Here is a 24,911-nt window from a genome sequence, read left to right as displayed (position 1 = left end):
TCCAGGACGATGCGGCGCCGTGGGGGCGGCCGGCGCCGGAGGGGACGCCTCGAAGTTTCGTCGTCGGTATTGACGGTGGTCAAGATGATAATACCTATTAGTAAAGGCAGTTCTTGTTATTGGGTATTAGCACCGGCGCAGATGTCGAGCATCTCCTGGCGGGGCACGACTTTGATCCGCTTGCGGCCGTGCGGCTCGCCGAGGGCGATCTCGTGCGCGTCCAGCTTCTGCCACTCGGCCCAGGTCGTGTAGCGCAGGCCGCGGTTGGCCAGATGCGCGAGGACGGCGTCCGGGTCGCGGTCCGTCGCGGCCTCGTTCGTGTCCGCGAGCAGGCTCGTGATCGTCTCGCCGGCGTCGCCCTTGGTGTGGCCGATCAGGCCGACCGGGCCGCGCTTGATCCAGCCGGTGACGTACATGCCCGGGATGTGGTCGCCGTCGAGGTCCAGAATGCGGCCGGCGGCGTGCGGGATGGTTCCGCTCCCGTTGTCGAACGGCAGTTCCGGCAGCGCCTGGCTGAGGTAGCCGACGGCTCGGTAGACCGCCTGCACCGGCCAGTCGGTGAACTCGCCGGTGCCACGCACCCAGCCGTCGCCGGTCAGCTCCTGGGTCTCGGTGCGCAGGCCCGTCACCCTGCCGTCGCCGAGGACGGCGACCGGGGACTGCAGGAAGTGCAGGTGCAGCCGGCGCGGGCGGTCCCGCGGGTCGCGGACGGCCCAGTTCTGCAGGATGTCGACGCACATCTTCACGTGCCGGGTCTCGCGCATGGCGGCGAGGCTGCCCTCGTCGAACTCGATGCCCTCCGGGTGCACGATCACCTCGACGTTGGGCGACGCGTCGAGTTCGCGCAGCTCCTGCGGGGTGAACTTCACCTGCGCCGGGCCGCGCCGGGAGAAGAGGTGTACGTCGGTGGCCGGGCTCGCCTTCAACGCCCGGTGGACGTTGTCCGGGATCTCGGTCACGAGCAGCTCGTCGGCGGTCTTCGCGAGGATCCGGGCCACGTCGACGGCCACGTTGCCGGCGCCGATCACGGCGATCTCGGTGGCCTCCAGCGGCCACTCGCGCGGCACGTCCGGATGCCCGTTGTACCAGGAGGCGAAGTCCGCGGCCCCGAAGCTGCCCGGCAGGTCGATGCCCGGGATGTCGAGCGGCCGGTCCTTCTCGGCGCCGGTGGCGATCACCGTGGCGTCGTAGAAACGCCGCAGCTCGTCCTGCTTGACGTCCACGCCGTACTCGACGTTGCCGATGAACCGGATGCGCGGGTTGTTCAACACCCGATAAAGGGCGTTGACCACCTCTTTGATCCGCGAGTGGTCCGGCGCCACGCCATAACGAATCAGGCCGTACGGCGTCGGCAGCCGATCGAAGATGTCGACCGTCACCGATTCGGAGGCCTTGATCAGGTGGTCGGCGGCGTAGACACCGGCCGGGCCGGTTCCGATGACGGCAACCCGCAGCGGGCGTTCCATGGTCGCGTTCCTCATTCGGTCGAAGACGTGGAACCACGATCATAGTTAGGCCACCCTTACCTAACTTATGGTCCTGATCACATACCTCCGCCGATAACCGGCCTGAGCTGCGTCTCCGCAGCCCAGGCCGGTGGTGCCGTCGTCAGGCGACGTCTTCCTCAGTGAGACGCCACAGCCGAACCGTGTTGTCCTTGCCCGCGGTGATCACCCGTTTGCCCTCGGGGGTGAACCGCAGCGACCAGACCGGCCCCTCGTGCCCGATCGACGGCTCGCCGACCGCGTCCCCGGTCTCGGCGTCCCACAGCCGCAGGGTCCCGTCGTCACTGCCGGTGGCCAGCAGCGTGCCGCTCAGGTTGAACCGCATCGCGCGGACCGGTCCGGTGTGCCCGGCGAGCGGCGCGGCGGCCGGCCGGCGGGTGGCGACATTCCACAGCCGTACGGTGTCGTCGCCGCCGGACGAGGTGGCCAGAAGCGTGCCGGCCAGGTTGAAGGTCAGCGCGTACACCGGCCCGGCGTTGCCGACGATCGGCCTGCCCGCGGGTGCGCCGGTGGTCGCGTTCCACAGCCGGACGACGTCACTGCCGTCGGAGGTGGCCAGGAGAGCGGCGTCCGGGGTGAAGCTCAACGCATAGACCGGGCCGGCGATCGCGGCCAGCGGCATACCGATCAACTGACCGGTGCCGACGTCCCACAGCCGGACGGTGTTGTCCGCGCCCGCGGTGGCAAGGCGCCGACCGTCCGGGCTGAACACGACCGACGTGACCGCGCCGACGTGCCCGGCCAGGGTGAACAGCAGCTGCCCCGTGCCGGAATTCCACAGCCGGGCCGTGCCGTCGTCACCGCCGGCGGCCACCAGCTGCCCGGTCGGGCTGAAGGTCGCCGCGCGAACCGCCCCGGCGTGCCCGGCCAGCGGCGCCCCGATCTGCTCGCCCGTAACGGCAGCCCACAGCGATACTCCGGTGTCGCTGCCGATGATCACCCGCTTCCCGTTCGGGCTGAACCCGACGGAATGGATGGCCCCGATCTGCTCGCCGAGCGCCGGCCCAGCCTGACGCCCGGTAGCGGCGTTCCACTGCCGAACCGCCCCGTTGCTCACCGTGGCGAACACTCTGCCGTCCGGCCGAACGGCAATGATGCCGTCCGTACCGGGCACGACCCTGCGGGCGAGGGCACCAGGGGCGTCAACGGCGGCAGCGCTGTGCGCGGGGGCCGGCTTGACGCCGGCGGCCGTGGTGGCGGCGAGTGCGAGCAACCCGATCAGGCCCACCACAACGGCCCGACCGGCGCGCATCCGACGTCCACCCACGAGAGAGTCACTGAAGGTCTCGTTACGATCGCTATCGGTAGTCACGCCCGAACGGTAGCGATCACGCGGCCTTCCTTTTCGAGCCATTCGCCAGAGTTCATCCGCCCGGGTTGCTCGACGGCTGCCATTTACAGCGCGTAGATCTGGCCGGTGTGGCCCCGTCCTCCCACGCACCACGCGACCGGCGCCTTCGTCGACTTCGCCGGCAAGATGATGCTCACATGACCGTTGTCAGCACACCGCCGTCGACCCGCACGGCCGATCCGTTGATCGCGGACGCGACCGGACTGGCGACGAAGGTCACCGCGTTCGCGATCTCGTCCGGCTCGATGAAGCGTTCCAGCAGGGTCGTCCGGTTGGTGCCGATGATCGCTGCCTTCATCTGCTCCTCGGGGATGGACCGCGCCTCGGCCAGCGACCTGACCGTGTCGGCGACGCCGTCGGAGTAGGTAGGCCCGCCCAGGACCGAGTTGACGGTCACCGCGGTGCCCTTCGTGAGCTTCGCCAGGCCGTTGCCCACCGCGAGCATCGCCGTCTTGGACGTGCCGTAATGGATCATGTCGGCCGGAACGTTGACGCCCGACTCGCTGCTGACGAACACGATCCGCCCCCACCCCCGATCGAGCATCCCCGGCATCAGCCGCCGAGCGAGCCGGACTCCGCTGAGCACGTTGACCTCGTGGTAGAGCCGCCAGTCGTCGTCCGAGATGAGCTCGAAGGGTTTGAGCTCGAACAGCCCGACGTTGTTGACCAGAATGTCGACGCCACGCATCTGGGCACACAGCCGATCGACGTCACCGGCAACCGCAAAGTCGGCGGGCAGCCCACTGACGGCCACACCGGGCACCGCGCGCCGCAACGCGTCGACGGCCTGAGCCAGCTTCACCGGATCACGACCGTTGAGAACCACATCGACGCCCTCACCGGCCAGCGCCTTCGCGATCGCGTACCCGATGCCACGGCTGGATCCGCTGACGAACGCCGTCTTGCCGCTGAGCTGCAGGTCCATGTGTCCTCCTCATAGGTGGCCGCCGCGCCGTGCAGCAGCGGCTGGTTACGAGGTTGCCGCCCCCCAATGAGCATCCGATGAGCAAAACGGCCGTGACCCCTTGGTCCAGAGGTCACGGCCTTGATCCTGTGGTGCGCCCGGGTCCCACCGACCCGGCCCGAACACCGCCGACTCCTGGTTGAAGACAAGCTCCCGGACACCGCCGAACTCGAGCGAGAACTCCCGCCCGCTCCGGTCCTCGACGAGCTCGAAAGGAAAGGCTCGGGACCGCCGCACACGTCAGGGCCGAGCACCGCAACATGGAGTCGTTGTACAGGTCAACGGCCGCTTCCGGCGTGCGGCATTCAATGACCTCGATCCCGACAGGCCACGGCTCAAGCCCCAGGAACTCAGGCACCTGCGTCACCGCAACTCCCTCCACCAATCAGATCGTTCTCCGCATGGTTGCTCGCGCTCGGCGTATACCGGTGGACAGACCACGCCCGGCAGGTTCCACCGCGGCCGGTGCGGGCGCGCCGCAGCAGCCTCCCCCGGCGGCGGTGGTGTCGTCGCCGTCGACGGGGTTGCTGTTGCAGACTCCGGTCGAGGCCGAGGCGGGTGACCGCGGCGACCCGCGCGGTGTAGCGGATGTGCGGTTTGAGCCGGTGATCACGGGGTGCCGCACGCGCAGCTCCCGCCCGCGCAGCCGGCGCGATGACGCCGCCGGCTCGCCCACCACCAGGCACCCGCGCTCAGGACGGCGAGCACGACGGCGATGCCGGGCATCCAGGCCCCGGCGGCGGTCCAGCCGGCACCGGAGAGCACGCCGGCGGCCAGCAGCGCCGGGATCAGGCAACACGCCGCGCACGCAGCCCCGGCCAGGCCGGTCAGGCCCGACGGCAGTGTGCGGCGGGCACGGTCAGCGAGCGTCGGCATCGGGAGCTCCTACGGCGATAGTGGCGAACGGGATCGGGCAGCACGGCTGACCAGCGCAGGCGACCAGGTCGTCGCAGCCGGCGTCAACAGCCGCCCGCAGAGTCCCCGCGATCACCTGCAGATCGTCGATCCTCCGCTCGACCTCGGCCAGCTTGGCCTGCGCGCGGGCACGCAGACCGGTGTCCGCCGGGCCGTGCCGGTGCCCGCCCGTTTCGAGCAGGTCGGCGACCTCGTCGAGGGTGAACCCGAGCCGTTGCGCCGCCTTGATCACCCGCAGCACGGTGACCGTCTCAGCCGGATAGAGCCGATGGCCACCCAGGGTGCGATCCGGCTCGGCGAGCAGGCCACGGCGCTCGTAGTAGCGCAAGGTCTGCAGGTTGACCCCGGCCGCGGCAGCGACCTGACTGCTGCGCAGCCCGGTCATCGCGGCAACCGCGCGGCAGCTCGGACGGCGAGGGCGGCGAGGACCGCCGCGTGCGCCGCCGGGACCTCGACGTCCACGCGCAAACTGTCGCCGTCCGGGGTGAAAGTAAAGGCGAAGAAGGAGCAGCATGCGGTTTCCCGGGCGGTCAGGTCCCGCGCGGTGGTCTCGGCGGCCGGGTCGAGGTGCCAGCGCAGCCGGGTCGGCGACAGGCGGTGCTGCTCGCGCAGCGCGGTGGCGAACAGGTCGTCGAACTCGGCCACCCGCAGCGGCCGGTCCACGGTCGGCAGGGTGCACGCCTCGGGCGCCCACACCAGGTCATCGGTGCTCATGCCTCGACGGTAAGCCCGTACCTGGGTATCAGATGCAAGCCCGAACACCGGCTCGACCCCGCCAATCTTCACAGCGCCCGGCGAACCGTGGAGAGGCGGTGATCTCGGCGTTAACGAGGACGTATCCATAGCGGTGTCGACATCAATCAGGCTGACACCCATCGTCCATTGAGGCCGGAAAGCAAGAAGGCCTGACCCGCGTTTCCGCAGTTCAGACCTTCTAAATCTTGTGCGCCCGAAGGGACTCGAACCCCTAACCTTCTGATCCGTAGGCTCGCGGGCCGCCGCTCACCGGGGTCAGTTCGGTGGTGGGGTCGTGTTCGCGGGCGGCGAGTCCGGCGCTGATGCGGGCGTCGTTGCCGCCGATGACGAGCGGACGCACGGGAGGGTGGCGTTTTCAGGCGACGGGGAGGGCGAGTTGGTCGAGCAGGGCGTGGACGCGGCGTTCGAGGTCGTCGCGGATCGGCCGGACGTCGGCGACCTCCAGGCCGGCGGGGTCGGGCAGGTCCCAGTTCTCGTAGCGGGTGCCGGGGAAGATCGGGCAGGCGTCGCCGCAGCCCATGGTGATGACCAGGTCGGCGGCGCGGACGATCTCGTCGGTCCACGGCTTGGGGTATTCGCCGGTGATGTCGATGCCGCGTTCGGCCATCGCGGCGATCGCGGCGGGGTTGATCTCGTGGCCGGGTTCGGACCCACCGGACCAGGCGACGGCCCGGTCGCCGGCGAGGTGGGTGAAGAAGCCGAGGGCCATTTGGGAGCGGCCGGCGTTGTGGGTGCACAGGAACAGCACGACGGGTTTGCCGTCGCGGTGGTGGCCTTCGACGCGAGCGAGGGCGTCGAGGCGTTGCCGGGCGAAGCGTTCGGCGAGCAGCGGCAGGAAGTTCGGGATGGTGCTGCTGGTGGCGAACTGGTCGTAGCTGCTGGCCAGGAACCGTTCAATGGTCTCGGGGCCGTAGATGTCGGCGAACTGGCGGCCCAGATTCGTCGCCGCGGTGCGTAACGCGATCTGCTGGTCGATGGACAAGTCCGGGTGTTCCCGGGGCGAGGCGAGGTCAGTCATCGGTGGCTCCTTGGGGGCGTAGTCGGCGGCACTTCCATTAGATAGCTCATGAACTACTGAGTCAATGTTTCTTGAGTATTGATGTGCCCCTGCCCGGTCCAGGCCCGATCTGATCGGGACCTTCGGCTCTGGGCGGCGGCCCGCGGCCTCGGTCACGATCACAGCGTGGACGCATCAAAAGTTTTTGAAACAACGGCGATTGAATCGGCGGCGGTTCTGGCCGCGGTCGCTGATCCGGTCCGCTGGCGGTTGATGACCCACCTGGCTGACGGGCGGACCCGGTGCGTCTGCGACCTGATCCCGATCGCCGCGGTCGCCCAGAATCTGCTGTCCTACCACCTGAAGGTGTTGCGCGAGGCCGGGCTGGTCACCACCGCCCGGCGGGGACGGTGGGTGGACTACACGATCGCCCCGGATGCCCTGTCCCGGCTGCGGGCCGCGCTGCCCGAGCCGCTCGACCCGCCCGCCGCCGGGCTGACAATGGCCGTCACCGCGGGTGGCCGGAACCTCGCCCTCGACCCGGCGGGTGGACCGCGATGAGCACGCACGCCACCGCCGGTGACGCCGCGACCCCGGTCGCCGGGAGCCCTCGTCCGGCAGCCGGCCGCTGGTGGCGGGTCGCCGTCCCCGTCGTGGTCGCCGCGGCCTGGCTGGCGGCGTACCTGGTCAACGAGCCGTTGTGGGACGCGGTCGTCTACCACCTGCTCGGGCTGCGGCCGCAGTCGCGGCTGGGCAGCGGCGTGCACTTCTTCCTCACCGACAGCGTCAAGATCGTGCTGCTGCTGGCCGGGATCATCTTCGTGGTCACGGTGCTGCGCTCGTACATGAGCGTGGAACGCACCCGGGCACTGCTGGGCGGCCGGCGAGAAGGGATCGGCAACGTGATGGCCGCCGGTCTGGGCGTGGTCACCCCGTTCTGTTCCTGCTCGGCGGTGCCGGCGTTCATCGGGTTCGTCGCCGCCGGCGTGCCGATCGGCGTGACCCTGTCGTTCCTGATCGCCTCCCCGCTGGTCAACGAGATCGCGGTGGGTCTGCTGGCCACCATGTTCGGCTGGAAGATCGCCGGTCTGTACATCGCCGCGGGCCTGACGATCGCCGTCAGCGCCGGCTGGGTGCTGGGCCGCCTGGGTGTCCAGCGCTGGGTCGAGCCGTTCGTGTTCGAGACCCGCCTCGGTGGGCAGGTCATCGACTCCACCGCCGGGCTGAGCCTGGCCGACCGGGTCCGGATGGGCCGCGAGGAAGTCGGCACGATCCTGCGCAAGATCTGGCCGTATCTGCTGGTCGGCATCGGCCTGGGCGCGGTGATCCACGGCTGGGCACCGCAGGACTTCTTCGCCCGCTACGCCGGGGCGGACAACCCCTTCGGGGTGCTGATCGCGGTCCTGGTCGGTGTCCCGCTGTACTCCAACGCCGCCGGGGTGATGCCGCTGGTGCAGGCCCTGCACGACAAGGGCCTGCCGATGGGCACCCTGCTGGCCTTCATGATGGCCGTGGTCGCCCTGTCCCTGCCGGAGATGATCCTGCTGCGCCGGGTCCTGCGCCCCCCGTTGATCGCCGTCTACCTGGGGGTGGTCGCCACCGGCATCACCGCGGTCGGCTACCTGTTCAACGCCATCCTCTAGCGACCGGGAACCGGCAGGATCCCGGCTCATTCCGGACCACCGTCCTCACTCACGCACCAGGAGAACGCCATGCACATCAAGATCCTCGGACCGGGCTGCGCCAACTGCCACGCCCTGGAACGCCGGACCCGTGAAGCCGTCGCTGATCTCGGCCTGACCGCCGAGATCAGCGCCGTCACCGACTACCCCACCATCGCCGGCTACGGGGTGATGAGCACCCCCGCCCTCGTCATCGACGAACAGGTCGTCGCCGCCGGGCACGTGCCCACCAAAGCCCAGATCACCGGCCTGCTTACCGCGGCGAACACCGGTCACTGACACGGGCCTTGCGCGTGGACACCGGCCGGCAGCACCTGTGGCAGGCGGGTCACCGGTTAGCTGCAGCCGTCAACTCGTCGATCAATGCCGGGACCGGGTGTCGATGTCGTCGATGTCCCACTCGCCCAACGCCTCCAGGACGTTCTCGTCGAGCCAGTCCGCTGCGCGTTCTGGGCCAGGATGTCGTACACATCCAGCAGCGGGAAGTCACCCAGCGACGAATCCGACATGGCGTCAGCGTTCGAGGAAGGAGGCGATGAAACGCTCGGCGTCCAGCGCCGCGGCACAGCCCGTGCCGGAGGCGGTGATGGCCTGGCGGTAGGTGTGGTCGACGAGGTCGCCGGCCGCGAACACACCTGCGATGTTGGTGCGCGTCGACGGGGAGTCGACCTTCACGTAGCCCTCGTCGTCGAGCTCGACCTGGCCCTTGAACAACTCGCTGCGCGGGTCGTGACCGATCGCCACGAACACCCCGGTCACGTCGAGGACCTTGGTCTCGCCGGTCTGCAGGTTCTTGATCCGGGCGCCGGCGACCTTGCCGTCGTCGCCGAGGACCTCTTCGACCGCGGAGTTCCACTCGACCTTGATCTTCGGGTTGGTCAACGCGCGTACCTGCATGACCTTGCTGGCCCGGAACGCGTCGCGGCGGTGCACGATGGTCACCGTCTCGGCGAACCGGGTGAGGAAGGTGGCCTCTTCCATCGCCGAGTCGCCGCCGCCCACCACGATGATGTGCTGGTTGCGGAAGAAGAAGCCGTCACAGGTGGCACAGGACGAGACGCCGTGGCCGAGCAGTTCCTGCTCGCCGGGGATGCCGATCGGGCGCCACGCCGAGCCGGTGGAGAGGATCACCGCGCGGGCGAAGTACTCCTTCTCGCCGACCCAGACCGTCTTGAGGCCCTCGGTGCCGGCCTCGGTGGGCCGGTCGCCGAGCTCGACGCGGGTCACGTCGTCGGTGAGGAACTCGGCGCCGAACTTCTCGGCCTGCGCGCGCATGTTGTCCATCAGCTCAGGGCCCATGATCCCGTCCCGGTGACCGGGGAAGTTCTCCACCTCGGTGGTGGTCATCAGCGCGCCACCGGACTGCACGCCCTCGATCACCAGCGGCTTCAGGTTCGCCCGGGCCGCGTACAGGGCCGCGGTGTATCCGGACGGTCCCGAACCGATGATTATCAGATCCCGTGCCGGGGTCACGGCTTGCCCGCCGGGAGCAGGTCGTCCAGCAGTGCCTCGATCCGGGTCTTGATCTCGTCACGGATCGGGCGGACGGCGTCGACGCCCTGGCCGGCCGGGTCGTCGAGTTTCCAGTCCTCGTAGCGTTTGCCGGGGAAGATCGGGCAGGCATCGCCGCAGCCCATGGTGATGATGACGTCGGAGTCCTGCGCGGTCTCGTACTCGAGAAGCTTCGGGGTTTGGTCGGTGATGTCGATGCCGACCTCGGCCATCGCCTCGACCGCGGCCGGATTGATCGTCTTGCCGGGGGCGGACCCGGCGGAGCGGACTTCGATCTGGTCGCCGGCGAGGTGGCGTAGCCATCCGGCGGCCATCTGGGAGCGGCCCGCGTTGTGCACGCAGACGAACAGGACGCTGGGCTTGTCACTCATGAGGTGATCCCTTTTCGGTGAGGGTGGGAGTCGAAGGACGGTCGAGTTGGGTCAGCGTGTTCGGGTGGGTTTGTCGATGGTGGCGGCGTCGTGGTCGACGACGACCTGATCGGCGGTCGCCCCGACGTCGGGGTAGAGCGCTAGAAGCAGGCCGACGCCGGCGAGGAGCCCGACGAACTGGGCGACGACGAACCCGGGCACAGAGGCCGGGGCGATGCCGGCGAAGGTGTTCGTGAACGCGCGGCCGACGGTGACGGCCGGGTTGGCGAAGCTGGTGCTGCTGGTGAACCAGTACGCGGCGCCGATGTAGGCGCCGACCGCGGCGGGTGCGACGGCGGCGCGGCCGGAGCGGGCCAGCGCGAAGATCAGCAGGAGCAGGCCGGCGGTGGCGACGACCTCGCCGAGCCACAGGTGCCCTGCCGCGCGGTCCTTGGTGGAGAAAGTGACCGGGTGCAACGCGAACATCAGGTTCGCCAGGATCGACCCGGTGATCGCACCGAGCACCTGGGCGATCGTGTACGCGGCGACGTCGGTGCCGGTCAGGCCGGTGCCGGTGCGGCGGCCGAGGAACCAGTCGGCGGCCGACACGACCGGGTTGAAGTGGGCGCCGGAGACCGGGCCGAAGGTCAGGATCAGCGCACCGAGCGCGAACGCGGTGGCGACCGAGTTCTCCAGCAACTGCAGGCCCACGTCGTTCGGGGAGAGGGTGGTGGCCATGATGCCGGAACCGACGACCGCGGTCACGAGCAGCGCGGTGCCGACGGACTCGGCGAGCAGGCGGCGCCAGAGGGCGGGTGCGGGCATGACAGCAGGACTCCGGTCTGTGCGGCGAGGACGGGCGAGAACGGTCGCTGCGGTGTTGATTTCACCGCAGACCCGGCGTGCCGGGCGGGGCAACGGTCAGTTCCCTCCGGTCGCCTGGTGGACGATGGGCGCGATCCGGTCGATGCGGTCGGCGAGGTCGGTGTAGGCGGTCTCGAACGCGTCGTCGGTGTCGACCCGGACCGGGTCGGGCACCGACCAGTGCAGCGCGGGCCGAACCTGGCCGGTGAGGTCCTCGTGGGCGTTGTCGCAGACCGCGATGACCAGGTCTCCGTCGTGTACGACGTCGGCGACGCGCGCCGTACCGGTCGGGTCCAGCTGCAGGCCGTGGCGGTGGGCGACCTTCACGGCGCGGGGGTGCACCCGGGCGGCGGGTTTCGTGCCGGCGGAGGCGACCTGCCCGCCGACCCGGTCACGCCACAGCGCCGCGGCGAGCTGGGAGCGGGCCGAGTTGTGGGTGCACACGAACACCACCCGGTCGGCGTCGCGTAGCGGCGGCGGGGTCAGCGTGGCCAGCACGTCGGGTAGCAGCCGCAGGTAGGTGCGGCGGCGATCACCCTCGGAGCGGGTCCGTACGAGCAGCCCGGCGTCCTGTAGCACCTTCAGGTGGTGCGCGACCAGGTTGGTCGGCATGCCCAGGTCGTGGCCGATCTCGCCCGGCGAGGCGTCGCCCAGGGTCAGTGCGTCGACGATCGCGAGCCGCGCCGGGTCGCCCAGCGCGGCGTGGATCCGTGCCCTCGCCGGCAACGAGGAAGATTCGCCGTTCATTGACTCAATACTTACTGAGCCTCTTGGTGGAGTCAAGACGGCGCCGGTGGATCACCGCCCCGGGAAGCCAGGCTCGGTCAGGCTGGCACGGGGGCGTCGACGGCGAGCAGGGCGGAAAGCTGGCGCATCAGAACAGGACGGGCGCGGTAGTAGACCCAGCTGGCGCGGCGTTCGGCGTCGACCAGGCCGGCCTCGCGCAGCACTTTCAGGTGATGCGAGACGGTCGTCCCGGAGATCGTGAACGCCGGGGTCAGGTCGCAGACGCAGATCTCCCCGCCGGGCGCGGACGCGATCATCGACATCAGCTGTAGCCGGATCGGATCCCCGAGCGCCTTGAAGGCGTGCGCGAGGACGCCGGCCACCGGTGCGGGGATGCGCTCCTGGGCCAGGGGCGTGCAGCAGGGCGCCGGGCCGAGGTCGATGGGGGACGCCGTCGCTGGCTTTGACATGTGTCGAGTTTGACGGATGTCGCATCCGCGTGCAAGCTGGTTTTGACAGTCATCGGATTCGACTAGTCTCGAATCCGCGTACGGTGAGTCGGACCGATCCCGCCGGCCCGTCCCGCGTGACTACACGAGGAGTTCCGCCATGAGTAGCGATACGTCCCCCACCGACCCGGCCGCCGGGCAGGATCCGTGCTGCGGCACCGCCGAGGCAGCCACCGCGGCCGGCGCGTGTTGCGCGCCCGCTGCCAAGACCGAATCGATCGCCGACGACGCGGGCTGCTGCGGCCCGGCCGCAGAGTCCGGCGCGCTGGGGGCGAGCTGCTGCGGACCGGCCACCACAGTCAGCGCCGTCGAGTTCCTGCCCACCCCGGCCGCGCGCCCCGCACTCACCACCGACGGGCGGCCAGAGGACCTGCCGGTCGTGGTGATCGGCGCCGGCCCGGTCGGCCTGGCCGCCGCCGCGCACCTGCACGAACAAGGCGTACCGTTCCTCGTCCTGGAAGCCGGCGATCAGGTCGGCGCGTCGGTGCGGCAATGGTCGCATGTCGGGCTGTTCAGCCCGTGGCGCTACGACATCGACCCGGCCGCTCGCCGGCTGCTCGACGCCGCCGGCTGGGCCGCACCCCACGACGACGGCCTACCCACCGGCGGCCAACTCGTCGAGGACTACCTGCAGCCCCTGGCCAAGCTGCCCGCCATCGCCGCGCACCTGCGCTTCCACGCACCGGTGGCGGCGATCAGCCGGGTCGGTGCCGACCGGGTCCGCACCGCCGGCCGCGCCGACCTGCCCTTCGTGATCCGCCTCGCCGACGGCACCGAACTCACCGCCGCCGCGATCGTCGACGCCTCCGGCACCTGGCGCACCCCCAACCCGCTCGGTGCCAACGGCCTGCCCGCGCACGGCGAACCCGAGAACGCCGACCTGATCGACCACGCCCTGCCCGACGTCCTCGGCGGCGACCGCGACGCCCACGCCGGCAAACACACCATCGTGGTCGGCTCCGGGCACTCCGCCGCCAACACCCTGCTCGACCTCGCCCGGCTCGCCGAAACCGCCCCCGGCACCCGCATCACCTGGGCCGTCCGCGGCGAATCCGCCAGCCGCGCCTTCGGCGGCGAGGACGCCGACGAACTGCCCGCCCGCGGCGCCCTCGGCAGCGGCCTGCACACCCTCGTCGACACCGGCCAGGTCACCCTGGTGACCGGCTTCGGCGTGCACACCGTGCGCCGCTCCGCCGACGGCATCGAGCTGGTCGCCGCCGACGGGCGCACCCTGACCGGCGACCGGGTCGTCTCCGCCACCGGCTTCCGCCCTGACCACAGCATCGCCGGCGAACTGCGCCTGGACCTCGACCCGATCCTCGGCTGCACCCGTACCCTCGCCGACCTCATCGACCCCAACGAGCACTCCTGCGGCACCGTCGCCCCGCACGGCTATCGCGAACTCGGCCAGCCCGAACCGAACTACTACGCCGTGGGCATGAAGTCCTACGGCCGGGCACCCACCTTCCTGATGGCCACCGGCTACGAGCAGGTCCGCTCCATCGCCGCCGCCCTGGCCGGGGACTTCGACGCCGCCGACGACGTGCAGCTCGACCTGCCCGAAACCGGCGTGTGCAGCTCCAACCTCGTCGCCGAGAACGCCTCCCGGCAGATCGCCGCCCGTTTCGGCCTCACCCCCGATGTCCCGATCCTGCTCGCCACCACCACCATGGACCTGCTACCCACTGCGGCCAGTACCAGCGACGCCGTCCGCGCCGCCGCCGACAAGATCGGCCTGGACCAGCAGGTCGCGCTGCAGATCGCCGCCCTGACCGAGCAGCCCGGGGCACTGCCCAGCGTCGCCGGGCTGATCAGCCTCACCTCGTCGGCCGGCGGTAGCTGCTGCGCGTGAACCCACCCGCCACCGATGCCACGGTGCCCGCCGGTCCACGCACCGGCGGGCACCGGCGCGCAACACCACAGAGCAACCGGGCGATCGTGGCCGCGCCGGCGATCACCCAAACCGTCGGCTACGGCACCCTCTACTACGCCTTCGCCGTCTTCCTCGTCCCGGTCGCCGCCACCCTGCACACCTCCACCACCGCCGTGACCGGCACGTTCACCGCCTCCGTCCTCGCCTCCGCCGCGCTCGCCGTCCCGGTCGGCCGGTGGCTGGACCGCCGCGGCGGCCGGGCCCTCATGACCGGCGGGTCGCTGCTCGGCGCGCTGCTGCTGCTCGCCTGGTCCCAGGTGCACACCCTCGGCCAGCTGTACACGGTCCAGATCGGACTGGGCGTCGCGGGCGCCGCCAGCCTCTACGAGGCCGCCTTCGCGGTGATCATCGCCTGGCACAGCCCCGACCGGCGATCCTCAGCCCTGCTGACGCTTACCATCGTCGCCGGGTTCGCCAGCAGCATCTTCCTGCCGCTGACCGGCCGGCTCATCGACGCCTACGGCTGGCGCACCGCCCTGCTGATCCTCGCGGCAATCCAGGCCGTGCTCACCATCCCGCTGCACCTGCTCGTGGTGCGCGCCGCACCGCGCCGGGCCGACGCACGAACGTCCACGCCTCCGGTGCGGCTGCGCTCGGTGGTCACCGACTCTGGCTTCTGGCTCCTGGCCGTCAGCTTCACCGCCAACACCGCCGCGATCGCCGTCGTCACCGTGCACCTGGTCGCCGCCCTGATCAGCTGGGGCCACCCGGCCCCGTTCGCCGCCACCGTGGCCGGTCTGTTCGGCATCCTGTCGGTCACCGGCCGGCTCGCCACCACCGGCCTGCAACGCCGCTACCGCACCACCTCGATCGTCGCCGCCATCTTCGCCGTCCAAGCGGTCGCCGTCGCCGCACTGCCGGTCGCCGGACGAAACGCGGTAGCCGCGGTCGTGGCGGTAACCGGTTTCGGGCTCGGCTTCGGCGTCGCCGCCATCGCCAAACCTGTCCTGCTCGCCCACCGCTACGACACCCGCCGCTACGCCACCATCGCCGGCATCCTCGTCGTCCCGATGACCATCGCCAAAGCCACGGCACCCCTCGCAGCAGCCTGGCTACATACCACCACCCACGGATATGCCAGCGTGTTCGCCGCGACCGCGCTCATCTGCCTCATCGCCGCGGCCGCGCTGATCGCGGTCCCCGCCATGGGCACCCCCAGGCCGTCAACGACTCCGCTCTCGTGATGTCCTGCCCAAAGCTAGGAGGCAGCCGTCTGAGCCGATCCGTGATCCTCGCGAGGTTCAGGCCGGCACGCAGGCGGCCTGGACGACGTTTGGCGGAGACGACTGGACCGATCCGTAGCGCGGTCAGACGCGCTCGGCGCGGGTGGTGGTGGGGTTCTGCTCCGGCTCTGGGGCGGTGTCTCCGGCGCGGCCGTACGGCGCCCTCCACAGGTATGCGACGGCGGCGATGAAAATGATCAGCGATGTCCAGTCGTTGAGGCGCAGGCCGAGAATGTGGTTGGCGTGATCGACGCGTAGCGCCTCGATCCATCCCCGGCCGACCGTGTATGCGGCGACGTACAGGGCGAACAAGCGCCCGTTGGTCAGCCGGTACCGTCGCTGCGCCCAGACCAGCAGGCCGGCCACGGCTAGGTCCCACAGGCACTCGTACAGGAACGTCGGGTGGTACAAGGCGATCTCGGGGGTGTCGGCCGGGCGGTTCGCCGGGTCGATGTGCAGCGCCCATGGCAGGGTGGTGGGTCTGCCGAACAGTTCCTGGTTGAAGTAGTTGCCCCACCGGCCGATCGCTTGCGCGATCACGAGTCCGGGAGCGAGCGCGTCCGCGAACGCCGGCAGGGAGATGCCGCGCCGTCGGCAGCCGATCCATGCGCCGACCGCGCCGAGGGCCACCGCACCCCAGATCCCCAGGCCGCCGTCCCAGATGTACAGCGCGCGGATCGGTTCACGCCCGGCGGCGAAGTACAGCTCCGGGTCGGTGATCACGTGGTAGAGCCGGCCGCCGAGGATGCCGAACGGCACCGCCCACGTCACCACGTCCAGAACGTCGTCGACCCGGCCGCCCTGCGCGGCCCACCGGCGGCGGGTGATCACCGTGGCCACGATGATTCCGGCCACGATGCACAATGCGTACGCCCGGATCGGGAACACACCCAGGTGCCAGACACCCTGCGAAGGGCTCGGCAAATAGCTCAGCGCGACGACTCCTCCAACAACTGACCACCGGCCAGCCCGGCCGCTCATGAGGCGCGCTCGCCGCGCCAGTCGGCGATGCTACCCCGGCGGTCCGCGAAGAGACTCACCATGGACGGGTTGCCACCCAGGTGAGCGGGCCTGCGGGGATTGCTCACTCGGGGGCGCAGGTGGCACTCGCGCTTGACGACGTCGACCTGCCCGCTGACCTCGGCCCCGGCCCGTGGGTGACGGTGGCAAATGGGAATGCCCGTCCGACGGATCATCGGCGGATGCCGGTCGGCCTCGGCGGTATCCGGGCGAAGCCACGCCCATGAAGGGCTGGCAGGTCGGCTTGTCCGCGACCGCCCGGCCGTACCGTGGCGGCTCAACCGACCGTGACGGTGATCTCCGGCTGATGCTGCATCGTGTTGTGCACGGTGCAGTGGCTCGCGACGGCGGCGAGAGCCGCCGTCCGCTCGGCGGGGAAGCCCGCCGGCGGGTGTACGACGATGCGTATCGTCGCGACCCGTGCGGGCCGGTCGGTGGCCATCACGAAGTCGGACCGCACGCGCAGGCCGTCGCGGTCGAAGCCGTGGCGGGTCAGGTAGCGGCCCGCGTAGAACGCCACACACGCGGCGAGCGCGCCGACGAAGAGTTCCGTCGGGGTCGGCGCCTCGTCGGCGCCGCCGGATCCGGTGGGCTGGTCCACGCGTACGCGATGGCCGCGGACGGTGATCTCGTACTGCTCGCCGCTGAGGTAGTCGACGTCGAGATGATCCGCTGCGGTCGCGACATCGTCGTCTCTGACAACACCGGCCTCGCTGGCCATGTCCCACCTCATGTCCTTGAAGCGGCGGCGCGATCCGCACCGCCGCGGGTGCTCGTGGGGTCGACCACGACCGCCACCTGATACCCCCCACGGTATCCCGTTGACCAGCATGAAGTAGGGCCATTGGTCACGGCCGGGACGAACCCCGGACGCGCGTACACCGACCGATCCCGACGGCGGTTCCGCCTTGTCCGCGGCATCCGCCGCTGGATACAGTCGCTTATACCCCCTGGGGTATCCATGGCCGATCGGAGGGAACGCCGTCATGAAGTCGTCAACACCTGGAACCGGCCATCACGAGGTCGTCATCGTCGGTGGCGGCACCGCCGGCATCACCGTGGCCGCCCGGCTGCGGCGTGCCGGGGTCACCGACATCGCCGTGATCGAGCCGTCCGAGCAGCACTACTACCAGCCGCTGTGGACGCTGGTCGGTGCCGGACTCGCGAAGCAGGAACGCACGGCGCGGGCCGAGGCCCGCGTCATGCCGACGGGCGTGACCTGGATCAGGCAGGCGGCAGCCGCCGTCGATCCGCAGGCCGCCCGCGTCACCCTGACCGACGGGTCGACCCTGGCGTATGAGTTCCTGGTGTTGGCGCCGGGCCTGCAACTGAACTTCGACGCGGTGCCGGGCCTGGCCGATACCCTCGGCCGCGATGGGGTCTCCAGCAACTACCGCTACGACCTCGCGCCCGCGACCTGGCGGTTCATCCGGGAGACCCGATCGGGAACGGCGCTGTTCTCCATGCCGCCCGGCCCGGTCAAGTGCGCCGGGGCGCCGCAGAAGATCGCCTATCTCGCCGCCGACTGGTGGCGGCGGCAGGGGGTGCTCGGTGACATGCGGGTCATCCTGGCGCTGCCCACGGCGGCGATGTTCAGCCAGCCGGCCTGGGGTGAGGTCCTGCGGGGCATCGCCGCCGACTACGGCATCGAGGTGCGCCACGACACCCAACTGGTGGAGGTGGACGGACCCGGCCACCGGGCCGTTCTGCTGGACAACACCACCGGCACCAAGGAAGCCGTCGAGATCGCGATGATGCACGCCGTGCCACCGCAGAGCGCTCCGGACTGGGTCAAAGCCGGTCCGCTGGCGGACCCGGCCAGTCCGCGTTCTCCATCGCCTCTCCACACCAGACGCACACCGTGCCCATCCGCCGCCGCGACGCTGCAGGAAGGAAACGGACGAAGGAGCGATCATGAAGGTCACCACGAAGCGCCGGGCAGTGGTTCTGGTCACCGCGGGCGCGCTCGGTCTGGGTGGGCTCGCGGCGGCGAGCCCGGCCCTGGCCGGCACCGGCATCTTCCACACCGGCAAGGCCGCAGTCACCCAGCAGGGCGGCCCCGGCGGCAACGGCTATGGCGTCGGATCTCGGATGGGCGCGGGAATGGGCACCGGGATGCGCGACGGCACCTGCCTCAACCTCGACGTGACCGCCGCGCAGGGCACTCTGAGCGACCAGCAGAAGAGCACCCTGGCCGCGATGGCGCAGGAGGAGAAGCTCGCCCACGACGTCTATGCGGCGTTCGCCGGCAAATACCCGCTGCCGATCTTCGACCGCATCGCGACGGCCGAGACCCGGCACCTGGCCACGGTACGCACGCTGCTCGAACGCTACGCCGTGGGCGACCCCACCGCCGGCGTGGCCGCCGGCACGTTCAGCGACCCGGCGACGCAAGCCACCTACGATCGGCTGCTGGCCCGCGGCGCCATCAGCCAGAGTGCCGCACTGCAGGTCGGCCAGGAGGTGGAACGCACGGACATCGCCGATCTGCGGAAGGCACTCACCGGCCTGACCGCCCCCGACGCCACGCAGGCGTACCAGCACCTGCTGGCAGACTCCCAGCAACACCTGGCTGCCTTCACCACTTGGGCGACCCGGTAGCCACATCCCACCGCCTCCAGATACCCCCAGCGGTATCCTGGAGGCGATGGAACGACGGAGAGAGGCGATGATCGGCATGGCGTACGCGATGACGGTACGAGTGGCAGGGTCGTTCCCGGAGACGGTCGCCCGGGTCCGTGACGCGCTCAAGGACCAGGGATTCGGCGTCCTCACCGAGATCGACGTCCAGGCGACCCTGCGCGAGAAGCTCGGCGAGCAGATGGAGGACTACCTGATCCTCGGCGCCTGCAACCCGCCGCTGGCGCACCGGGCACTGGGCATCGACCGGGAGATCGGCCTGCTGCTGCCGTGCAACGTCGTGGTCCGCAGCGACGGCCCCGGCACGACCCTCGTGCAGGCCCTCGACCCGCAGACGATGGTCCAGATCACCGGCCGGCCGGAACTCAAAGAGGTGGCCGACGACGCCGCGGCCCGACTGCAGGCGGCGCTGGCCACGCTCGGCGGCTGAGACGCTGACGCGCGCCCGGTTGGGTCCCCGGGCCACCGGGCGCGCCGCTACGTCGTCAGGCCAGGGACAGGAAGAGCTTCTCCAGCTTCGCCACGTCGAGGCTCTGCTCCTCGCCGTTCTCCTCGGCCTTCACGCACTGCCGCAGCCCACTGGCGATGATCTTGAATCCGGCGCGGTCGAGGGCCTTGGACACGGCGGCGAGTTGGGTCACCACGTCGGCGCAGTCGCGGCCGTCCTCCAGCATTGCGATCACCCCGCGGATCTGCCCCTCGGCGCGTCGTAGCCGTTTGATGACGTCTCCGAGAGCGTCCTGGTCGATCTGCACGCTGTGCCTCCTGCACTCTTCGCCTACCCTGGAAAATATACCCCCACGGGTACGCCTGCCAGCTCGGACGATCAGGCGATCCCGGTCACGGCATGTGTCCCGGCAGTCGCCAGCGGCAGCCGTACGGTGATGACCGTTCCCTGGCCGGGGTAGCGGGCCGCGTTGGTGAGCAGGTTGGCGATGCTCTGGTGCAGACGGTCCGGGTCGGCGTGCACGATCAGCGCCTGCGGCAGGTCGGTGTCGATACGCAGGCCGGCGGCATCGAGGTGGGGACGCTGAGCGTCGAGGGCGGCGCGTGCGACCCCGGCCAGGTCGGTGTCGACCGGATGCAGCGACAGTGTGGCGGCTTCCGCGGCGGACAACGCCGCGAGATCGCCGACCACCCGGCCGAGGTGCAACGCCTGGTCGTGCAGAGCGGCCAGGCGTTCGGAATCCGCGGCCCGCAGTCCGTCGCGCAGCTCTTCCAGCCCGGCCTGCAGTGCGGCCAGCGGTGTGCGCAGTTCGTGGGCGACGTCGGCGGCCAGCCGGCGGCGCACCGCGTCCGCGCGGACCACCTCGTCGGCCATCGCGTCGAACGCCACGATCACCTCCCCCAACTCGCCCGGGGCGTCGGTGCCCCGGCGCAGGCCGTCGATCCGGTCTTCCACGGCGCTGCGGGCCGTCAGTACCACCACCGGCACCTGACGCCCGTCGCGGGCGGCGGCCAGCACGGTCAGCCCGTCGATGTCGGGCAGCCCGAGGTCGAGAACCATCGCCACCGGGTCGGCGGTGTCCAGTAGCCGCAGCGCCTCGGCGCCGGAGCCGGTGGTGTACACCGCGTGCCCGGCCCGTTCCAGGTAACGGCGCACCAGGTCACGCAACTCGCGGTCGTCCTCGACGACCAGCACCGCACCCGCCATCACCGCAGCCTCCTCCCGCGAACCGCCTGCCGGTCAGGGCCGGACGGGCCCACTTCAACGGTCGCCGTTGCTATCAGGCGACCGGGGCCTTCTCGCCGGCGAGTTCGGCGCGGACCTTGTTCATGTCCAGCGCGCGCACCCCGGTGATCACCTCTTCGAGCGCCGCGGACGGCAACGCCCCGGCCTGGGCGAAGACCAGCACGCCGTCGCGGAACACCGCCAGCGTCGGAATCGACGAGATCCCAAGGGCGCCGGCAAGCGACTGCTCAGCCTCGGTGTCCACCTTCGCGAACACGACGTCCGGGTACTGCTCGCTGGCCCGCTCGAAGACCGGGGCGAAGCGCTTGCAGGGCCCGCACCAGCCGGCCCAGAAATCGACCAGCACGATGCCGGTCCCGCTCACCGCAGCGGTGAAGCCGCTCCTGGTCAATGCCACGGTAGCCATGGTCGTGTCTCCGTCCGTCGTATCGCCATCTCCTGATATCCAGTTCAATATACCCCCCGGGGTATATATTCCGAGAGGTGCGGCACTCGGTCGGCGGGTTGACAGGCTTAGGGAAACGCCAGCTATCGTGGAATTCGGATACCCCCCTGGGTATATATTCTGGAGGCTCTTCGTGCGACCTGAAGTCGACCTGCCCACCTTCGCCGCCGCGCACCGCGACGGCGCTCTCGTCATCGACGTCCGCGAACCGTCCGAGTACGTCACCGGCCACGTCAGCGGTGCGGTGCCGATGCCGCTCGGGCAGGTCACCGCCCGCGTCGGTGAGCTGCCCCGCGGCGTACCGGTCTATGTGATCTGCGCCGGCGGCAACCGCAGCCTCACCGCCGCCGACCACCTGATCCGCGCCGGGGTCGACGCCCGGTCGGTGGCCGGCGGCACCGCCGCCTGGCTACGCGCCGGCCACCGCATCGTCCGCGGCGCTCGCACCACCGCCTGAGTACCTGCCCACACCTCAAGGAGCCCCGGCCATGCCGTCCATCCTGCCCATCGACACACCCTCGCTCGGCGACCGCAGCTACCTCGTGCACGACGGCCAGGTCGCGTTCGTCGTCGACCCGCAACGCGACATCGACCGCGTCCTCGACCTCGCCGCTACCCACGGCGTGCGGATCACCCACGTCTTCGAGACCCACATCCACAACGACTACGTCACCGGCGGGTACGCCCTCGCGCAGCGCACCGGCGCCGCCTACCACGTCAACGGCGACGACCCCGTCACCTTCGACCGCGTCGCAGTGTCCGACGGCGACGTCATCGCCGTCGGCGACACCATGACCGTGCAGGTGATGGCCACCCCCGGGCACACCTTCACCCACCTGTCCTACGCCCTGGCCGACGCCGGCCAGCCGGTCGCGGTCTTCTCCGGCGGGTCGCTGCTCTACGGCTCGGTCGGCCGCCCCGACCTGCTCGGCCCCGCGCACACCCACGACCTGGTCCGCCACCAGTACGCCTCCGCCCACCGGCTCGCCGCCCTGCCCGACACCGCCGAGGTCTTCCCCACCCACGGCTTCGGCAGCTTCTGCTCCGCCACCCAGAGCGACGCCACCGCGTCGACCATCGCCCAGGAGAAACGGGTCAACCCCGCGCTGACCCGCGACGAGCAGACGTTCGTCGACGAATTGCTGGCCGGCCTCGACGCCTGGCCCGCCTACTACGCCCACATGGCACCCGCCAACTCGGCCGGGCCCAGCGAACCCGACCTGACCACCCCGCAACACGCCGACGCCGAGCAGATCCGCAAGCGTCTCGCCGACGGCGAGTGGGTCGTGGATCTGCGCAACCGGGTCGCCTTCGCCGCCGGGCACGTGGCCGGCACCCTCAACTTCGGTCTCGACGGCAGCTTCGCCACCTACCTCGGCTGGCTGATCCCATGGGGCACCCCGCTCACCCTGCTCGCCGATACCCCTGAACAGATCGCCGAGGCCCAGCGCGAACTCGTCCGCATCGGCATCGACCGGCCCGCCACCCAGGCCGTCGGCAGCCCCGCCGACTGGAACGGCGACGGTGATCTCGCCAGCTATCCCCGGGCCACGTTCGCCGACCTGGCCCAGGTCCGCCACCATCGGCCCGTCGTCGTCCTCGACACCCGCCGCAACCTCGAGGTCGCCGAAGCGCGTATCGAGGCGGCGGTCCACATTCCGCTGCACGAGCTGCCGCAGCGTCTCGGCGAGATTCCCGACGGCGAGCTGTGGGTGCACTGCGCCGCCGGCTACCGCGCCTCCATCGCCGCCGCCCTGCTCGCCCGGGCCGGGCGCCACGTCGTGGCCGTCGACGACGAATTCAGCAAGGCCGCCGACGCTGGGCTACCCATCGTCCGCGGCGCCGGACGCTGATCCACCGCAGGCGCGACGCGGCCCGCAGCCCCGCGTTGGTCCGCGGCTCCAGCACCGCCGCCGTACCGGTGCGGGCTGAACCCTGCCCGGCCCATCCGATGAGGAGACATGACCAGTCCCCACCCGCACGGACCCGCCACCATCGACACCGCGGACCTGCGTGAGCAACTCACCACCGGCGCAGGCCCGCGCATCATCGACGTCCGCACCCCGGCCGAGTTCGAGACGGCCCACATCCCCGGCGCCTACAACGTCCCCCTCGACGTTCTCCGTGAACACCGCACCGAACTACGCGGCCACCTCGACGAGGACGTGATCCTGGTCTGCCGCTCCGGCGCCCGCGCAACCCAGGCCGGACAAACCCTCGCCGACGCCGGCCTGCCCCACGTCAAAGTCCTCACCGGCGGCATCCTCGCCTGGCAGGCCGCACACGCCCCCGTCAACCACGGCCGCCCCCGCTGGGACCTCGAACGCCAGGTCCGCCTCATCGCCGGCACCATCGTGCTGATCAGCATCCTGAGCTCAATCGCCGTACCCGCCCTGAAATGGATCGCCGCCCTGCTCGGCGCCGGCCTCGCCGGCGCCGCCCTGACCAACACCTGCGCCATGGGGATGCTGCTCGGCAAACTCCCCTACAACCGAGGCAGCAGCTGCGACTTCGACACCATCGTCGGACAGCTACGCGACACCGCCCCGGCCGGCAACCGGCCATGACTCCGGCCCGGAAAGGCGCATAGTGTCGAAGCCCCACCGCATACGACACGGATCCGCGGCGTCCGAGAACCACAGCATCGAGCGCCGATCCGGCGAAGGCCAGGTGGTCCGATCGCCGAACGGGTACCCGGCGACCAGGCAGGTGACCGCCTGGTCGCTTGTCGCCGGCCAACTGATACTGCTCGCCGGGATTCTGTGGCTGCCCGGTCCGCGGATCTGGACGCCGCCGACGTGGGCGGTTGTCACCGCCGTTGTCGTCGTCGCCATCGCCGCGCTGATCGCGGTCGCCGGGCTCGCCGGTCTCGGACGCGGCCTGACCGCCTCGCCGCTCCCGTCCCCTGCCGCCCGGCTGCGCACAAACGGCGTGTACGCCTGCATGCGGCACCCGATCTACAGCGCCCTGCTGCTCGGCGGCGCGGCCTTCGTGGTACTCGGCGGGCGGCTGAGCCGCATCTGGGTCTGGATCGCCCTGCTCGCCCTGCTGTTGATCAAAACCGGTGTCGAGGAGGCCGCGCTGACCGCCCGGTTCCCCGGCTACCGGACCTACGCCGAGGCCACCTCGCGGCTGGTACCCCGCCCGCTACGGTGTCTGACAGCGTGGCGACGCCACGCCTGGCACACCACCGCACCCAGGGGCGACAGCATGGACAGCAGCACCTGGGACGAGCGCTACGCGGCGACGACCTCGGTCTGGGGCGGCGAACCGAACCGGTTCGTCGCCGAGCAGTTCGCGACCGCCGAGCCGGGCCGCGCCCTCGACCTCGCAGCCGGCGAGGGTCGCAACGCGACCTGGCTCGCGACCCAGGGCTGGGAGGTCACCGCCGTCGACTTCTCCGCCGTCGCGGCCGAGCGGGGGCGGCAGGCAGCCGCCGATCGGGGACTGCAGGTGCACTGGATCGTGGCGGACCTCCGCGACTACCACCCGGACGCGGCGGCGTACGACGCGGTCATCGTCGCCTACCTGCACCTGGCACCTGCCGACCTCGCGGTCGTCCTGGCCCGCGCCGCCGCCGCGGTGGCACCGGGCGGACTGCTGATGGTGGTCGGCCACGACGTCACGAACCTGCGCGACGGGACCGGCGGCCCGCAGAACGCCGACATCCTCTACACCCCCGAGACCATCAGCGCCGCGCTGCCCGAGCTGCGGATCGTGCGAGCCGGGCGGGTCCGGCGGCCGGTGACCACTGACCACGGCACCGTCGAGGCCATCGACACCCTGGTCGTCGCGCACCGGCGTTAAGTCGCCCGGGACGCCGAGC

The 24,911-nt window shown here is 70.7% G+C and carries 28 protein-coding genes and 1 pseudogene; 12 read left to right on the top strand and 17 right to left on the bottom strand.

What is annotated here, in order from left to right; translation table 11 throughout:
- Nucleotides 1-116 precede the first annotated feature (116 nt).
- From Adu01nite_RS34085 to Adu01nite_RS48760, 7 genes are all read right to left on the bottom strand, one after another.
- The gene (locus Adu01nite_RS34085) at nucleotides 117-1,466 is read right to left on the bottom strand and encodes an FAD-dependent oxidoreductase (protein ID WP_203733294.1); all 1,350 of its coding nucleotides are present in this window, start codon (nucleotides 1,464-1,466) and stop codon (nucleotides 117-119) included.
- 142 nt (nucleotides 1,467-1,608) lie between these two features.
- A complete protein-coding gene (locus Adu01nite_RS34080; RefSeq protein WP_203733292.1) occupies nucleotides 1,609-2,757 on the bottom strand; it encodes a WD40 repeat domain-containing protein in 1,149 nt (382 codons plus the stop codon).
- A gap of 232 nt (nucleotides 2,758-2,989) precedes the next feature.
- On the bottom strand, nucleotides 2,990-3,781 hold the full coding sequence (locus tag Adu01nite_RS34075; protein ID WP_203733290.1) for an SDR family NAD(P)-dependent oxidoreductase: 792 nt from the start codon (nucleotides 3,779-3,781) through the stop codon (nucleotides 2,990-2,992).
- A 648-nt stretch (nucleotides 3,782-4,429) separates the two neighbouring features.
- Entirely contained in the window at nucleotides 4,430-4,696 is a 267-nt protein-coding gene (locus Adu01nite_RS34070; protein ID WP_203733289.1) for a hypothetical protein, read from the bottom strand.
- Entirely contained in the window at nucleotides 4,680-5,120 is a 441-nt protein-coding gene (locus Adu01nite_RS34065) for a MerR family transcriptional regulator (RefSeq protein WP_203733287.1), read from the bottom strand. The genes Adu01nite_RS34070 and Adu01nite_RS34065 overlap by 17 nt, the downstream gene beginning before the upstream one ends.
- Nucleotides 5,117-5,449 (bottom strand): hypothetical protein, encoded by a 333-nt coding sequence (locus tag Adu01nite_RS34060; RefSeq protein ID WP_203733285.1) that lies wholly within the window; start codon nucleotides 5,447-5,449, stop codon nucleotides 5,117-5,119. The genes Adu01nite_RS34065 and Adu01nite_RS34060 overlap by 4 nt, the downstream gene beginning before the upstream one ends.
- Before the next feature lie 397 nt (nucleotides 5,450-5,846).
- Nucleotides 5,847-6,509, bottom strand: coding sequence for an arsenate reductase ArsC (locus tag Adu01nite_RS48760; RefSeq protein WP_203733283.1), 663 nt, complete (start codon nucleotides 6,507-6,509; stop codon nucleotides 5,847-5,849).
- Nucleotides 6,510-6,590: 81 nt separating this feature from the next.
- On the opposite strand from Adu01nite_RS48760, the gene Adu01nite_RS48600 reads away from it, so the two are divergent.
- The 3 genes from Adu01nite_RS48600 (at nucleotide 6,591) to Adu01nite_RS34040 (ending at nucleotide 8,449) form a co-directional block, all read left to right on the top strand.
- Nucleotides 6,591-7,049 (top strand): ArsR/SmtB family transcription factor, encoded by a 459-nt coding sequence (locus tag Adu01nite_RS48600; protein WP_275414728.1) that lies wholly within the window; start codon nucleotides 6,591-6,593, stop codon nucleotides 7,047-7,049.
- Nucleotides 7,046-8,131: a permease gene (locus Adu01nite_RS34045; protein WP_203733279.1), complete on the top strand. Its 1,086-nt coding sequence runs from the start codon at nucleotides 7,046-7,048 to the stop codon at nucleotides 8,129-8,131. Before Adu01nite_RS48600 ends, Adu01nite_RS34045 begins: the two co-directional genes overlap by 4 nt.
- Nucleotides 8,132-8,200: 69 nt before the next feature.
- Nucleotides 8,201-8,449: a thioredoxin family protein gene (locus Adu01nite_RS34040; RefSeq protein ID WP_203733277.1), complete on the top strand. Its 249-nt coding sequence runs from the start codon at nucleotides 8,201-8,203 to the stop codon at nucleotides 8,447-8,449.
- Between the two features lie 234 nt (nucleotides 8,450-8,683).
- Here Adu01nite_RS34040 and trxB read toward each other — a convergent pair whose 3' ends face one another.
- From trxB to Adu01nite_RS34015, 5 genes are all read right to left on the bottom strand, one after another.
- Nucleotides 8,684-9,643: a thioredoxin-disulfide reductase gene (gene trxB / locus Adu01nite_RS34035; RefSeq protein ID WP_203733275.1), complete on the bottom strand. Its 960-nt coding sequence runs from the start codon at nucleotides 9,641-9,643 to the stop codon at nucleotides 8,684-8,686.
- The gene (locus Adu01nite_RS34030; protein WP_203733273.1) at nucleotides 9,640-10,053 is read right to left on the bottom strand and encodes an arsenate reductase ArsC; all 414 of its coding nucleotides are present in this window, start codon (nucleotides 10,051-10,053) and stop codon (nucleotides 9,640-9,642) included. The genes trxB and Adu01nite_RS34030 overlap by 4 nt, the downstream gene beginning before the upstream one ends.
- Before the next feature lie 51 nt (nucleotides 10,054-10,104).
- Complete coding sequence (locus tag Adu01nite_RS34025; protein WP_203733271.1) at nucleotides 10,105-10,857, bottom strand: aquaporin; 753 nt, start codon at nucleotides 10,855-10,857, stop codon at nucleotides 10,105-10,107.
- A gap of 96 nt (nucleotides 10,858-10,953) precedes the next feature.
- On the bottom strand, nucleotides 10,954-11,643 hold the full coding sequence (locus Adu01nite_RS34020) for an arsenate reductase/protein-tyrosine-phosphatase family protein (RefSeq protein ID WP_203733269.1): 690 nt from the start codon (nucleotides 11,641-11,643) through the stop codon (nucleotides 10,954-10,956).
- Between the two features lie 77 nt (nucleotides 11,644-11,720).
- Nucleotides 11,721-12,092 carry an ArsR/SmtB family transcription factor gene (locus Adu01nite_RS34015; protein ID WP_203733267.1) on the bottom strand — a complete coding sequence of 124 codons (372 nt, stop codon included), beginning with the start codon at nucleotides 12,090-12,092 and terminating at the stop codon, nucleotides 11,721-11,723.
- Between the two features lie 139 nt (nucleotides 12,093-12,231).
- Here Adu01nite_RS34015 and Adu01nite_RS34010 point away from each other — a divergent pair, with 139 nt between their 5' ends.
- Together Adu01nite_RS34010 and Adu01nite_RS34005 are read left to right on the top strand one after the other, a co-directional pair.
- Nucleotides 12,232-13,983, top strand: coding sequence for an FAD-dependent oxidoreductase (locus Adu01nite_RS34010; RefSeq protein ID WP_203733265.1), 1,752 nt, complete (start codon nucleotides 12,232-12,234; stop codon nucleotides 13,981-13,983).
- Nucleotides 13,980-15,248 (top strand): MFS transporter, encoded by a 1,269-nt coding sequence (locus Adu01nite_RS34005; RefSeq protein ID WP_203733263.1) that lies wholly within the window; start codon nucleotides 13,980-13,982, stop codon nucleotides 15,246-15,248. The genes Adu01nite_RS34010 and Adu01nite_RS34005 overlap by 4 nt, the downstream gene beginning before the upstream one ends.
- 123 nt (nucleotides 15,249-15,371) lie before the next feature.
- Here the strand turns inward: Adu01nite_RS34005 and lgt are convergent, their stop codons facing one another.
- Entirely contained in the window at nucleotides 15,372-16,268 is an 897-nt protein-coding gene (gene lgt, locus Adu01nite_RS34000; RefSeq protein ID WP_203733261.1) for a prolipoprotein diacylglyceryl transferase, read from the bottom strand.
- 316 nt (nucleotides 16,269-16,584) lie between these two features.
- The gene (locus tag Adu01nite_RS33995) at nucleotides 16,585-17,028 is read right to left on the bottom strand and encodes an OsmC family protein (protein ID WP_203733258.1); all 444 of its coding nucleotides are present in this window, start codon (nucleotides 17,026-17,028) and stop codon (nucleotides 16,585-16,587) included.
- A gap of 265 nt (nucleotides 17,029-17,293) precedes the next feature.
- Here Adu01nite_RS33995 and Adu01nite_RS48985 point away from each other — a divergent pair.
- The 3 genes and pseudogenes from Adu01nite_RS48985 to Adu01nite_RS33980 form a co-directional block, all read left to right on the top strand.
- A pseudogene (locus Adu01nite_RS48985) lies at nucleotides 17,294-17,980 on the top strand (NAD(P)/FAD-dependent oxidoreductase); the annotation flags it as partial.
- 241 nt (nucleotides 17,981-18,221) lie between these two features.
- Entirely contained in the window at nucleotides 18,222-18,908 is a 687-nt protein-coding gene (locus Adu01nite_RS33985; protein WP_203733251.1) for a ferritin-like domain-containing protein, read from the top strand.
- A 46-nt stretch (nucleotides 18,909-18,954) separates the two neighbouring features.
- The gene (locus Adu01nite_RS33980) at nucleotides 18,955-19,377 is read left to right on the top strand and encodes a DUF302 domain-containing protein (protein ID WP_203733249.1); all 423 of its coding nucleotides are present in this window, start codon (nucleotides 18,955-18,957) and stop codon (nucleotides 19,375-19,377) included.
- Between the two features lie 55 nt (nucleotides 19,378-19,432).
- Here the strand turns inward: Adu01nite_RS33980 and Adu01nite_RS33975 are convergent, their stop codons facing one another.
- The 3 genes from Adu01nite_RS33975 to trxA all read right to left on the bottom strand — a co-directional run bounded on the left by Adu01nite_RS33975 (nucleotide 19,433) and on the right by trxA (nucleotide 21,046).
- A complete protein-coding gene (locus tag Adu01nite_RS33975) occupies nucleotides 19,433-19,702 on the bottom strand; it encodes a metal-sensitive transcriptional regulator (RefSeq protein ID WP_203733247.1) in 270 nt (89 codons plus the stop codon).
- 71 nt (nucleotides 19,703-19,773) lie between these two features.
- Complete coding sequence (locus Adu01nite_RS48105; RefSeq protein ID WP_239132900.1) at nucleotides 19,774-20,601, bottom strand: response regulator; 828 nt, start codon at nucleotides 20,599-20,601, stop codon at nucleotides 19,774-19,776.
- 73 nt (nucleotides 20,602-20,674) lie between these two features.
- Entirely contained in the window at nucleotides 20,675-21,046 is a 372-nt protein-coding gene (gene trxA, locus Adu01nite_RS33960) for a thioredoxin (RefSeq protein ID WP_203733245.1), read from the bottom strand.
- A 172-nt stretch (nucleotides 21,047-21,218) separates the two neighbouring features.
- Between trxA and Adu01nite_RS33955 the strand changes: the two genes are divergently transcribed.
- From Adu01nite_RS33955 to Adu01nite_RS33940, 4 genes are all read left to right on the top strand, one after another.
- Nucleotides 21,219-21,542 (top strand): rhodanese-like domain-containing protein, encoded by a 324-nt coding sequence (locus Adu01nite_RS33955; protein WP_239132894.1) that lies wholly within the window; start codon nucleotides 21,219-21,221, stop codon nucleotides 21,540-21,542.
- A gap of 31 nt (nucleotides 21,543-21,573) precedes the next feature.
- The gene (locus Adu01nite_RS33950; RefSeq protein WP_203733241.1) at nucleotides 21,574-22,938 is read left to right on the top strand and encodes an MBL fold metallo-hydrolase; all 1,365 of its coding nucleotides are present in this window, start codon (nucleotides 21,574-21,576) and stop codon (nucleotides 22,936-22,938) included.
- A 108-nt stretch (nucleotides 22,939-23,046) separates the two neighbouring features.
- Nucleotides 23,047-23,652, top strand: coding sequence for a rhodanese-like domain-containing protein (locus tag Adu01nite_RS33945; RefSeq protein WP_203733239.1), 606 nt, complete (start codon nucleotides 23,047-23,049; stop codon nucleotides 23,650-23,652).
- 103 nt (nucleotides 23,653-23,755) lie between these two features.
- Nucleotides 23,756-24,892 carry a methyltransferase domain-containing protein gene (locus Adu01nite_RS33940; protein ID WP_203733237.1) on the top strand — a complete coding sequence of 379 codons (1,137 nt, stop codon included), beginning with the start codon at nucleotides 23,756-23,758 and terminating at the stop codon, nucleotides 24,890-24,892.
- Nucleotides 24,893-24,911 lie beyond the last annotated feature (19 nt).

Source organism: Paractinoplanes durhamensis (genome assembly GCF_016862175.1).
GTDB classification, from domain to species: Bacteria; Actinomycetota; Actinomycetes; order Mycobacteriales; family Micromonosporaceae; genus Actinoplanes; species Actinoplanes durhamensis.
The sequence above is the reverse complement of the archived record's forward strand: the minus strand, read 5'-3'. Positions and strand labels throughout refer to the sequence as shown.

Excerpts from the sequence above, each read along its gene's own strand:
- Adu01nite_RS34085 (WP_203733294.1), bottom strand. The coding sequence starts at position 1,466 with ATGGAACGCCCGCTGCGGGTTGCCGTCATCGGAACCGGCCCGGCCGGT.
- Adu01nite_RS34080 (WP_203733292.1), bottom strand. The coding sequence starts at position 2,757 with ATGCGCGCCGGTCGGGCCGTTGTGGTGGGCCTGATCGGGTTGCTCGCA.
- Adu01nite_RS34075 (WP_203733290.1), bottom strand. The coding sequence starts at position 3,781 with ATGGACCTGCAGCTCAGCGGCAAGACGGCGTTCGTCAGCGGATCCAGC.
- Adu01nite_RS34070 (WP_203733289.1), bottom strand. The coding sequence starts at position 4,696 with ATGCCGACGCTCGCTGACCGTGCCCGCCGCACACTGCCGTCGGGCCTG.
- Adu01nite_RS34065 (WP_203733287.1), bottom strand. The coding sequence starts at position 5,120 with ATGACCGGGCTGCGCAGCAGTCAGGTCGCTGCCGCGGCCGGGGTCAAC.
- Adu01nite_RS34060 (WP_203733285.1), bottom strand. The coding sequence starts at position 5,449 with ATGAGCACCGATGACCTGGTGTGGGCGCCCGAGGCGTGCACCCTGCCG.
- Adu01nite_RS48760 (WP_203733283.1), bottom strand. The coding sequence starts at position 6,509 with ATGACTGACCTCGCCTCGCCCCGGGAACACCCGGACTTGTCCATCGAC.
- Adu01nite_RS48600 (WP_275414728.1), top strand. The coding sequence starts at position 6,591 with ATGTGCCCCTGCCCGGTCCAGGCCCGATCTGATCGGGACCTTCGGCTC.
- Adu01nite_RS34045 (WP_203733279.1), top strand. The coding sequence starts at position 7,046 with ATGAGCACGCACGCCACCGCCGGTGACGCCGCGACCCCGGTCGCCGGG.
- Adu01nite_RS34040 (WP_203733277.1), top strand. The coding sequence starts at position 8,201 with ATGCACATCAAGATCCTCGGACCGGGCTGCGCCAACTGCCACGCCCTG.
- Adu01nite_RS34030 (WP_203733273.1), bottom strand. The coding sequence starts at position 10,053 with ATGAGTGACAAGCCCAGCGTCCTGTTCGTCTGCGTGCACAACGCGGGC.
- Adu01nite_RS34025 (WP_203733271.1), bottom strand. The coding sequence starts at position 10,857 with ATGCCCGCACCCGCCCTCTGGCGCCGCCTGCTCGCCGAGTCCGTCGGC.
- Adu01nite_RS34020 (WP_203733269.1), bottom strand. The coding sequence starts at position 11,643 with ATGAACGGCGAATCTTCCTCGTTGCCGGCGAGGGCACGGATCCACGCC.
- Adu01nite_RS34015 (WP_203733267.1), bottom strand. The coding sequence starts at position 12,092 with ATGTCAAAGCCAGCGACGGCGTCCCCCATCGACCTCGGCCCGGCGCCC.
- Adu01nite_RS34010 (WP_203733265.1), top strand. The coding sequence starts at position 12,232 with ATGAGTAGCGATACGTCCCCCACCGACCCGGCCGCCGGGCAGGATCCG.
- lgt (WP_203733261.1), bottom strand. The coding sequence starts at position 16,268 with ATGAGCGGCCGGGCTGGCCGGTGGTCAGTTGTTGGAGGAGTCGTCGCG.
- Adu01nite_RS33995 (WP_203733258.1), bottom strand. The coding sequence starts at position 17,028 with ATGGCCAGCGAGGCCGGTGTTGTCAGAGACGACGATGTCGCGACCGCA.
- Adu01nite_RS33985 (WP_203733251.1), top strand. The coding sequence starts at position 18,222 with ATGAAGGTCACCACGAAGCGCCGGGCAGTGGTTCTGGTCACCGCGGGC.
- Adu01nite_RS33980 (WP_203733249.1), top strand. The coding sequence starts at position 18,955 with ATGGAACGACGGAGAGAGGCGATGATCGGCATGGCGTACGCGATGACG.
- Adu01nite_RS48105 (WP_239132900.1), bottom strand. The coding sequence starts at position 20,601 with ATGGCGGGTGCGGTGCTGGTCGTCGAGGACGACCGCGAGTTGCGTGAC.
- trxA (WP_203733245.1), bottom strand. The coding sequence starts at position 21,046 with ATGGCTACCGTGGCATTGACCAGGAGCGGCTTCACCGCTGCGGTGAGC.
- Adu01nite_RS33950 (WP_203733241.1), top strand. The coding sequence starts at position 21,574 with ATGCCGTCCATCCTGCCCATCGACACACCCTCGCTCGGCGACCGCAGC.
- Adu01nite_RS33945 (WP_203733239.1), top strand. The coding sequence starts at position 23,047 with ATGACCAGTCCCCACCCGCACGGACCCGCCACCATCGACACCGCGGAC.